We start from the raw sequence: 8,985 nt of genomic DNA, 5'->3' as shown, positions 1-8,985 counted from the left end.
TGGAAGCCGGACATGGTCAATTGGAACATGTACACCCCCTGGCCATTTGCCGAGTTGTTCGAGGACCTGGGCGACCGCGTCGAGGTCCGCGACTATTCCAAATACAACTTCGTCACCCCGATCATGAAGCCGGAGGCCATGACCCGCGAGGAGGTCCTCAAGGGCGTGTTGCGCAACTACGCGCGCTTCTATGCGCGCAAGAGCTTCTTCGAATATCCATGGATCAGGGGGGACAAATTCAAGCGCCGGTACATGCTGGGCTGCCTGTGGGCCTTCATGCGGACCACCTGGAACAAGACCTTCTATGACCTGGACCGCGTGAATATGAAGGGCGAGATCGACCTGGGCTTCGACCAGTCCAAGGTACTTACCCAGGAACAGATTGCCGAGCTCAAGCTCAGCCGTCCCGATCTGCGCGCCGACGTCAACTTCAAGGGAACCCCGATCAAGGTGCTGGCGTGCGGTGGACCGGACGAGCAAATCGACGAAGCCACCGGGCTGCCGGTCACGGTGCAGGAGCCTAAACGCCCAGTCGCCACCTCGGTCTGAGCGGAGCGCCGGCCATGACCCCAGCCTTGTTCGCCGACCTCCCGCGGGAGCTGATCGAGCGCTTCGATGAGTCCGGTACCGAGACGGTATCTTTCTCGCCGGTGGCCGGCGGGCAACGGCTCGGTATGGCGGACTATGCGCAGTCCCTGGGTGCGCTGGCGGCGCGCCCGGATGAGGTGGTGGCGCTCTACGTCCACCTGCCATTCTGTCCGGTGCGCTGCCTGTATTGCGCCTGCCATACCACTATCACCCACGACGGGGAGAAGATCGACCGCTATCTCGATACCCTGGAGCGGGAGATGGACCTGGTGACGGCTGAGCTCGGGGGAGGGCGCGCCTTGGCCCAGCTCCATTTGGGCGGTGGGACGCCGAACTATCTCACCGACTCCCAATTGATCCGCCTGATGGAGATGGTGGGAAGCCGTTTTCACCTCGGCCCCGACACGGCCGCGACGATCGAATGCAATCCGCGGCGCGCCTCGGCCAGTCAATTGGAGCTATTGAAAGGGTTGGGGTTCAAGGGGGTGAGCTTCGGTATCCAGGACCTGGATGTGCGGGTTCAGCACGCCATCGGGCGGGTCAACTCATTGGGCCTGGTGCGGGACGTCTGCACCACGGCACGTGAGACCGGGTTCGAGTGCATCAGCCTGGACCTGGTCTACGGGCTGCCCAATCAGACGCTGGCAAGTTTCGAGTCGACCCTGGAACGGATCATCGAGATCAATCCGGATCGGATCCGGGTCTTCAGCTATTCACACCGGCCGGCCATCCGACCGCATCAATATGCGATCGAGACGGCGTGCCTGCCCGGCGCGCAGGAAAAGCTCGCGCTGCTCCACAGTGCAGTGCGCTGCTTCACCGAATCCGGTTACACCTGGATCGGCCTGGATTGCTTCGTCCGGGATGGGGACGAACTCGCCGACGCCCAGGCGGCGGGGCGGCTCCGCCACACCGCGCTCGGCTATACCTGTGCCCCCACCCAACACCTGCTGGCCTTCGGGACCAGTAGCTTAGGCGAGGTGGATGGGACCTTTGTGCAGAACGAGTCGAATATTGATGCCTGGCGCAAGGCGATCGAGGCTGGGTGTTTCCCCATCCTGTGGGGCCACAGGCTCACCGACGCCGACCAGCGGCGGCATCGGGCGATTGCGCATCTGCTGTGCAATCTGGCACTGCCGGCGAGCCTGATGGCCGGATTGGAGGGCGACGCCGAGCGCCTGGTCCGCTGTGCCGCCCAGGGTCTCATCGAGCTCACGGACGGTGGCATCAAGGTGACCCAACGTGGCCGTTATTTTTTGCGCAGCCTTTGTACCCAGCACGAGCCCAACCTCGCCTGGAGCAACCACCACTGGGGCGAGCCCCAAACCAGTTGATCCCAAACCCGTTGATCAGGGCTAGACCATAGATACCAATACGCAACACACTCCCGGCGAACCCGCCCGGATCGGACCCAATGCCATCCTGCGCGTCGCCGAGGCCTTGCGCGCCGGCCCAGACGCGGGCGCCATACAGGACGTCTTTGAGCGCGCAGGTCTCGCCGGCTATCTCACCACGCCACCCACCCAGATGGTCGACGAACGGGAAGTCACCGCACTCCATCAGGCCCTGCGGGCGGTCATCGGGGTGCGGCAGGCGCGCCAAATCGGCGTGGTGGCCGGCCAACTCACCGGTGATTATCTGCTCGCCAACCGTATCCCCCGACCGGCCCAGTGGGTGCTCAAGATTCTGCCGCGCCAATACGCGCTGCGCATCCTGCTCAAGGCCATCGAACGCAACGCCTGGACCTTCGCCGGCAGTGCCGGTTTCAGTACCCAGGAAGGCCCGCGCACGCGCTTTATCCTCGAAGGCTCGCGGGTCTGTCTGGGTGTCACCGAGTCCCCGACCGCGCTGTGCGACTTCTATGCCGCCACCTTCGAGCGACTGCTCCGCAAACTGGTCGACACCGAGGTCCGGGTGATCGAGGTTCAATGCCAGTCCATGGGGCATTCGGCCTGCGTCTTTGAGGTCCGTAGCGACGGCCAGTAGGCCGTCGCTTGGTTTAACTCATTGGCCTTCGGCGGGGCTACCCGTAGGAGCGGCCCCCCGGCCGCGACGGGTGGCCAGCGAGGGCCGATGCCCGGAGTGATGACCAAGGCCCGTGCGTGTTGGGAAAACGGCCCTTGATCATCGTGGCGGCTAACGGCCATCTTCTGGAGTCCTAAGGCTTCAGCCTTGGTCCGGTCTATCCAAGGCTGAAGCCTTGGACTCCGGACTCGCGGTGGCCGGAACGACAAACCAGCCCGGCCCATGGGCAGGCTACGGCCTGCGGTGGCGCACCGCGCTCTAGCCCCGAAGGGGCGTGACATACCAGCCCAGGGCAACGCCCTGGGTATGACGGATAACAGACCCCAGCCCTGAAAGGGCGTGACATCAGGAGCCCCACCGTTATGTCACGCCCTTTCAGGGCTAGGCCGAATACACAACGCTAACCCAGGGCGTTGCCCTGGGCTGGTATGTTCGACCCCGTTGGGGTCGGTAGGCTTGGTTTAATTCATTAGCCTCGGGCCGGGTCGACACCCGTAGGAGCGGCCCCCGGCCGCGACGGGTGGAGCGCGACGTCAGATGCTTGCTCCCTCCTTCCTTGCGGGGGGAGGGTGGGGGGCTCGAATGACCTTGCCTTAGTGGCCGACCCCGCCCTTGCCTCCAAGTTCAGCGGTGTCCGCCAGTGCTGCCCGTTCGCTCAGTGCGGCATGATCGATTATAGTGACCTGCGCGCCCGCCACCGCGACACAGCCGTCTTGCGTCAATTGCCGCAGGACGCGTGAGAAGGTCTCGGGTTGGATCGACAGACGCGAGGCCAGGACCCCCTTTGGGACCTCCAGCGCGAAGTCCTGCCGGTCCGCCGGCACCTGCGCCAACAGATAGCGGGCGACCCGGCTGGTCGCATTGTGCAGCGTCAGGTTATCGATCTCCGCGATCAGGCCGCGCAGGCGCCGGCTCAAGGCCCCCATCACCTCGAAGCAGGTGTCCACCGATTCGCGCAGCATGGCGGCGAAGGCCGCGGCATCGATGCCGATCAGTTCCGCGTCCTCCAAGGCCGCGGCACACACCGGATAGCGCGGGGCCTTGAGGAACATCAGTGCCTCGGCGAAGGTCTGCCCCGGTGAGACGATCTCGATGACCTTCTCGCCCCCCTCCGGCGACAGCCGAAAGAGCCGCAACTGTCCCTGATGGACAAAATAGAAGCGGCGCGACGGATCACCCTGGCTGAACAGCCACTGACCCTCATCCAAATGGATGGGAACGGCATGCGCCGCCACGTGCTCCAGTTGTTCGGTACTCAGGCCGGAGAGCAGCGGCGCCTGGCGCAACAGTTCAATCATTATTCAATGCCTCATGAATCCACCGCTGGTCCGGTTGGTCGTATCGTCACGCCTGGCGCACGTCGTGCGTTGCTACTTTGGGCATCGCGTCCTTGATCATCGCTCCGGCTGGCCGTGATCGGTCCGCAGAGCGGACCCTAAGGTAAAGCCGTAATCCGTCCGCTGCGCGGACCAACGGCTACATTATCAGCGGCGTCGATCATCACTCCGGCCTCCCAGCTTCTCGTGATACCGCTCCAGCGGTGTCAAGCATGTGTTGGGCGCTGTGCGCCCCGAGGCCGTCGCCCGGGATGACGATCAAGGCCCCCTGCCAGCCACCGGTCGGGATGGGCTGCGATGGACTGCCCGGCCCCGATCGCGATCCGGCGGTAAAATAAGGCTTAACGCCTCATTCGTTAAGCTTCTTAACATACGTGCTCCAGAAGGGACGAATTTTTCGTCACGGCTTGACAGGTTCCAGTTCATGGTTTAGCCTCGTTTGCAACTGTCCTCGGGGTGGGGTTGGCTGAATGTCCTGTGCTTGGTCGTCTCGCTCATTATACCGGCCACCGAATCGCTTACCCCACGCGCGTAGAGACCTCGCCAGCATTCGTTGCGACCTCCCCTTAGCCCGGATGCAGCGCCAGCGAAATCTGGGTGCGGAACGCGGGGTGCCGATTCGGACAGTGTACGAACGAGACGGAATCTATCTAGTACCGCGGAGACAAGGCGTTCAGGGCTGCCGGTGAGGATGGTCGTAGTGACGATCGAGGCCACTTGACGGAGGTGGGAATGCGGACGAGTCGCCAAAAAGTGGACATACTAGACCGACGGCTGTCTAGTACGTCCAACGCAGACATCTGTCTAGTGCCGGATTTTCCGTACTATACAGATCCGTCTAAGAACAGATTTGGCGGGGATAGACAGACGTCTGTCTAGCACCACAGTTAGGCGCTTTACACACCCGGCGCCCTAACAGGCTTCTCACCACAGGGTGTTGAAAATGGAGAAAACCTATGACGAAGATCATCATTCCTGTTGTGACTGGGATTTTGATGCTTTCTGCTAACGCATTCGCTATTGATGCGAAATTTGTTAGGAATGAGCTTTATTCAAGCGACATGTGCCAGTCCGACAGCAAGTTGTTAATTCAAACATTTGAAGTTAGAGGTGCGGATCTAAATAGCCTTGTTTGGGCATCCATATCTAAGGAGTGGCCCGGGGTTAACTTCCCGGCTTCCAATGTTCATCTTGAGGTTATCAAATATAAAGACTCCCAGAATCGGGCAGTAAGAACCACTTGCCTAAAAGATAAGTTCAATGTTTCCCGTAGCTCACGCTACAAGTTTATCGACACATCTACAGATGAAACGAGTGACTACATTGATGTTAAGGAGCCTGCTCTAGAAACAAAAACTGGCGTACCTGATTTGATAAAGCTAGGGAAATAGTAGAGGACGGAAAACGGAAATGGGGAAGGCTCAATTATGAAACCCAATAACGGCCTAACCTACGCCTAAAAAGCGAGCGCGCGCCACGGGTGTCGTGCTAATTCTCAGCGTCATCAGGGGCGCGCGCCGCTTTAGGCTGCACGTTAGGCCGTAAGCCAATTACCAAAACGATGAACGATACAGCACTTTCAAATTTCTACGCAGCAATCGCAGCTTACGGAACATGGGCTACCGTAGTCGCAGCACTGATTGTGCTTTTTTTCCAAAATCGTCATGCCCAAAAGCTCGCCTACTTACAAATCGTTAACGAGCTTGTCGTTACCTACAACTCCGATGAGTTGAACAAAAAGAGAGCCAACTTAGCCACCGCACTGCTTAATGATAGAGAGTCTATCAATGTTGACGACAGCATACTTGTTTTCTATGAACATATCGCTCTAATGGTTAATCGCAAACTATTAGACCTTGATCTTACATACAATATCTTTGGTATGGACGTAATATACTATTTGGCTGCACTTAATCCCTATATTGAAAATATAAGACGCGAACTCGACGATAAGAGCCTATATGATCAATGCGAATGGCTTAGAAATCTTTTCCTACGAGAGCGCGTTAGGCGTGGATTGCCAGATCTGACCTCAATTGACTATGAAGGCCCCTTAAAGCGATTTTTGCAAATGGAAATCAGCCGTCATCCAGGGCCGTAAGTTGGGGTAAGGAACGAACCCCAACATTCCTAATGTTCAGACCTGGTTTCGGAATAAATGCAAGAAAGAGCCTAACTTACGCCTTAAAAGCGAGCGCGCGCCGCAGGCGTCGTGCTAATTCGCAAGGTCATCAGGGGCGCGCGCCGCTTTAGGCTTAACGTTAGGGGGGCGTTGCGCCCGCCCTCTAGCAAGAAATTTTACATGCCGTGGAGAATTGAAATGAAGAAAGTGATCATAAAATCCGCAGTCATTGCACTGCTTACTATCGCATCTACTCAAGCAATGGCATGGAAAATCTGGAGAACGGAATCAGCAGACGGTGGCGGTATAAAATATTTGCTAGACTGCGATAATGGAAAACACGCAATGGTGATCGCAAGTATCATCGACGGTGTTGTTACTAAATACTTCGCTCTTGGTGGTGATACGTTTAAAAGTTTCGATGACGCTGCTAGGAAGTCCTGCAACGAATAGCCTAACGGCATAAGGGGCCAGGCTCAATTATGAACCAAGAAAATGGGGATAAGGGGCCAAGCTCTTTTCCAGGAAGAACAATAAGAGCCTAACCTTTGTCTAAAAACCGAGCGCGCGCCACAGGCGTCGTGCTAATTGGCTCGATCATCAGGGGCGCGCGCCGGTTTAGACTTCACGTTAGGGCTTCACAGCTGAATCCGACTCAGCATTAAATCACATAGGAAACCATCATGGCATCAATCGCAATTAAAGAAGTTCAAGCACATAGCGAAGGGATGAAAATCGAGTTTGACGTACACTTAGGTATTTCCCTAAACGACACCGATCTCGAAACCGACCAGTTCAAGCTCAGTTTGCGTGTTAAATTTATGGGTGAAACAATATCTCATATCTCTCGCCGCTGGGAGATTAAGCTTCATGAGAGGAATGATAAGCCGCTTCGCTTCGACCTGCCATACGAAGCAGGACAGCTATTTCCTCTGTACCCTTACGACTATTTTGGCCTTCCCGAAGATCTCGACAGCACAGTGGGCGTTGAAAAGGCGCGGCAGATTCGTGCACTTGCTGCTCTAGTCCAACTTGCTGGACAATATGTGGAAAAATCTCACGAGGAACTCATTAAATCGGCGGATGGTCAGGAACGCGACATCTACATCAAAATTCCTATCGTAGTTGATTACGAAATCTTCCTTGATGGCGCCCCCCATATTAAGAATCACCTTGATACAATATCCCTTGAGAATTGCATGTGGGATGTTGAAGCTGTTTTGGAGTCGAATGTAACTAGGGCAGAAGACGCTTCCACTTTTTGCAGGGAAGTACAGTGCGCGATAGATGGGAAACCCATTGATGAAGAAACGGGAGAGTTTATATAACCTAAAAAAACAGCACGGTAGGCTGGGGTGAGCTTGCGAACCCCAACAAAACAACACCTTATTTAACAACCAAGCCTAACTCAATGTTTCAGCGGAGCTTCGCTATGCTGAAAAAACTTTGTGTTAGATTTTTTCAATTAATACGCCGCATTGTGTGGCAAAACTAAGAGGTTTATATGTCTTTAACGGTTTATGTGTCATCTGTTTCATCCAGTACTGAACTCAAAAAACATCAACAGAAAATTACGATGGTACTTGATGGCAAAAGAATTCCATACACTATAGCTGATATTGCTAGTAGTGAAGATGCAAAACACGAAATGAAAACCGCAGCAGGTGCAGATTCTCTGCCACCACAAATTGTTAATGATGGTATCTATTGTGGTGATTTTTTCGCTTTTGATGAAGCTGTAGAAAGCGAAACGTTAAATGAATTTCTTAGGCTCTCTTAAAAACGCGGTACAGAAAAAGGGAAATAGGGGACAGGGAAATAGGGGACAGACCACGTTTTCCCTGAACAGAGAATAAAGAAAGCCTAACGGGCGGCCAAAGGGCGAGCGCGCGCCACGGGCGTCGTGCTAATTCGCAAGCTCATCAGGGGCGCGCGCCGCCTTGGCCTTTGACGTTAGGCTTTTCACTTTGACATAAGACTACGGAGTCTAGATGGATACGCAACAACAGAACCCTCTAGATGCCAAAGAGGAAATCAAGCTTCTATGGGAGTTGATTCAGCAACATTGGACTCAAGGACGGCATATTGATACCCAGCGAGTAAACATGTCGCGGATTATGATTGCAGCCGCCGCTGGGGTTATCGCTGTCGTTGGATTCAACGGACTATCTTCTGATGACTTGCCTCTTACGGTTTTTTTGTCTTTTCTGGGAATATTTGGCGTCTGGTTCTCCGCCAAGTACGACGAACTCTTTTACACACACATGCAATTGGCGCGGGCATATCGGGTAGAATTAGATAAATTGGTCCCGTGCATTGCTTTCGAAAAAGGAGTTGAACAAAAGAACGCTTTGTTCGGCACGACAAAGAAACTCACGAACAAAATTAGATTAAAACACTTCTGGATGGCCTTACACTCAATGGTTGCCCTTTTTGGCATTCTTTTATCAATTATTGTAGCCACGGGTATCAGCAAGAGATTTCTATAAATTGTAGTGTCATGAACTCGCGCCATTTTTTGGTTAAGCAAGAGCGGAGTTCCGGGGACAGTTTACTTAATTCCAGAACCGAGAAACTCAAGACAATGCCTAACCTTCGGCCAAGAGCGAGCGCGCGCCACGGGCGTTGCGTAATCGGGGACGGACAACGTTTTTTCCGAATCTCATGCGCTGGCAACAAAGATCGGAAACAATGGCCTAACTTGCGGCTCAAAAGCGACCGCGCGCCATCGGGGTTCGCGGCAATTGGCAGGCTCCGTGCGGGCGCGCGTCGCTTTAGCCTTACGATAGTTGCTCCGACTGGAGTGCAGTATTCATAATGTGTTGTTGCGGATCGGCGCCTGTCGTTGGCGTCGGTCCACCGAGTCCGCCCGCTGTGCTATATCTAGCACGACGGGCTGACAACGCCACCGGG

General features: G+C 55.4%; 9 protein-coding genes and 1 pseudogene. 9 read left to right on the top strand and 1 reads right to left on the bottom strand.

The window, feature by feature from the left end:
* The 3 genes and pseudogenes from QZY44_RS31085 to bchJ form a co-directional block, all read left to right on the top strand.
* Nucleotides 1-549 (top strand): annotated as a pseudogene (locus QZY44_RS31085) (magnesium-protoporphyrin IX monomethyl ester cyclase); the annotation flags it as partial.
* Between the two features lie 14 nt (nucleotides 550-563).
* A complete protein-coding gene (gene hemN / locus QZY44_RS31080; protein WP_295456776.1) occupies nucleotides 564-1,922 on the top strand; it encodes an oxygen-independent coproporphyrinogen III oxidase in 1,359 nt (452 codons plus the stop codon).
* Nucleotides 1,923-1,950: 28 nt separating this feature from the next.
* Nucleotides 1,951-2,574, top strand: a complete 624-nt coding sequence (bchJ, locus tag QZY44_RS31075; RefSeq protein WP_295456779.1) for a bacteriochlorophyll 4-vinyl reductase — start codon at nucleotides 1,951-1,953, stop codon at nucleotides 2,572-2,574.
* A 632-nt stretch (nucleotides 2,575-3,206) separates the two neighbouring features.
* On the opposite strand, the gene QZY44_RS31070 is transcribed toward bchJ, so the two are convergent.
* Nucleotides 3,207-3,911: a Crp/Fnr family transcriptional regulator gene (locus QZY44_RS31070; RefSeq protein ID WP_295456775.1), complete on the bottom strand. Its 705-nt coding sequence runs from the start codon at nucleotides 3,909-3,911 to the stop codon at nucleotides 3,207-3,209.
* 995 nt (nucleotides 3,912-4,906) lie between these two features.
* On the opposite strand from QZY44_RS31070, the gene QZY44_RS31065 reads away from it, so the two are divergent.
* From QZY44_RS31065 to QZY44_RS31040, 6 genes are all read left to right on the top strand, one after another.
* Nucleotides 4,907-5,341, top strand: a complete 435-nt coding sequence (locus tag QZY44_RS31065) for a hypothetical protein (protein ID WP_295456771.1) — start codon at nucleotides 4,907-4,909, stop codon at nucleotides 5,339-5,341.
* A 170-nt stretch (nucleotides 5,342-5,511) separates the two neighbouring features.
* Nucleotides 5,512-6,051, top strand: coding sequence for a DUF4760 domain-containing protein (locus tag QZY44_RS31060; RefSeq protein WP_295456770.1), 540 nt, complete (start codon nucleotides 5,512-5,514; stop codon nucleotides 6,049-6,051).
* A 219-nt stretch (nucleotides 6,052-6,270) separates the two neighbouring features.
* Nucleotides 6,271-6,525 (top strand): hypothetical protein, encoded by a 255-nt coding sequence (locus QZY44_RS31055; protein WP_295456768.1) that lies wholly within the window; start codon nucleotides 6,271-6,273, stop codon nucleotides 6,523-6,525.
* 230 nt (nucleotides 6,526-6,755) lie between these two features.
* Entirely contained in the window at nucleotides 6,756-7,400 is a 645-nt protein-coding gene (locus QZY44_RS31050) for a hypothetical protein (protein WP_295456766.1), read from the top strand.
* Between the two features lie 176 nt (nucleotides 7,401-7,576).
* Complete coding sequence (locus QZY44_RS31045) at nucleotides 7,577-7,852, top strand: hypothetical protein (protein ID WP_295456764.1); 276 nt, start codon at nucleotides 7,577-7,579, stop codon at nucleotides 7,850-7,852.
* A gap of 211 nt (nucleotides 7,853-8,063) precedes the next feature.
* The gene (locus QZY44_RS31040) at nucleotides 8,064-8,561 is read left to right on the top strand and encodes a hypothetical protein (RefSeq protein ID WP_295456762.1); all 498 of its coding nucleotides are present in this window, start codon (nucleotides 8,064-8,066) and stop codon (nucleotides 8,559-8,561) included.
* Nucleotides 8,562-8,985: the final 424 nt, after the last annotated feature.

The organism is uncultured Thiodictyon sp. (assembly GCA_903837595.1).
In the GTDB taxonomy this organism is placed as follows: Bacteria; Pseudomonadota; Gammaproteobacteria; order Chromatiales; family Chromatiaceae; genus Thiodictyon.
The sequence above is the reverse complement of the archived record's forward strand: the minus strand, read 5'-3'. Positions and strand labels throughout refer to the sequence as shown.

What these genes read in the sequence shown, in the direction of transcription:
- hemN (WP_295456776.1), top strand. Translation starts at nt 564, where the DNA reads ATGACCCCAGCCTTGTTCGCCGACCTCCCGCGGGAGCTGATCGAGCGC.
- QZY44_RS31070 (WP_295456775.1), bottom strand. Translation starts at nt 3,911, where the DNA reads ATGATTGAACTGTTGCGCCAGGCGCCGCTGCTCTCCGGCCTGAGTACC.
- QZY44_RS31065 (WP_295456771.1), top strand. Translation starts at nt 4,907, where the DNA reads ATGACGAAGATCATCATTCCTGTTGTGACTGGGATTTTGATGCTTTCT.
- QZY44_RS31060 (WP_295456770.1), top strand. Translation starts at nt 5,512, where the DNA reads ATGAACGATACAGCACTTTCAAATTTCTACGCAGCAATCGCAGCTTAC.
- QZY44_RS31055 (WP_295456768.1), top strand. Translation starts at nt 6,271, where the DNA reads ATGAAGAAAGTGATCATAAAATCCGCAGTCATTGCACTGCTTACTATC.
- QZY44_RS31050 (WP_295456766.1), top strand. Translation starts at nt 6,756, where the DNA reads ATGGCATCAATCGCAATTAAAGAAGTTCAAGCACATAGCGAAGGGATG.
- QZY44_RS31045 (WP_295456764.1), top strand. Translation starts at nt 7,577, where the DNA reads ATGTCTTTAACGGTTTATGTGTCATCTGTTTCATCCAGTACTGAACTC.
- QZY44_RS31040 (WP_295456762.1), top strand. Translation starts at nt 8,064, where the DNA reads ATGGATACGCAACAACAGAACCCTCTAGATGCCAAAGAGGAAATCAAG.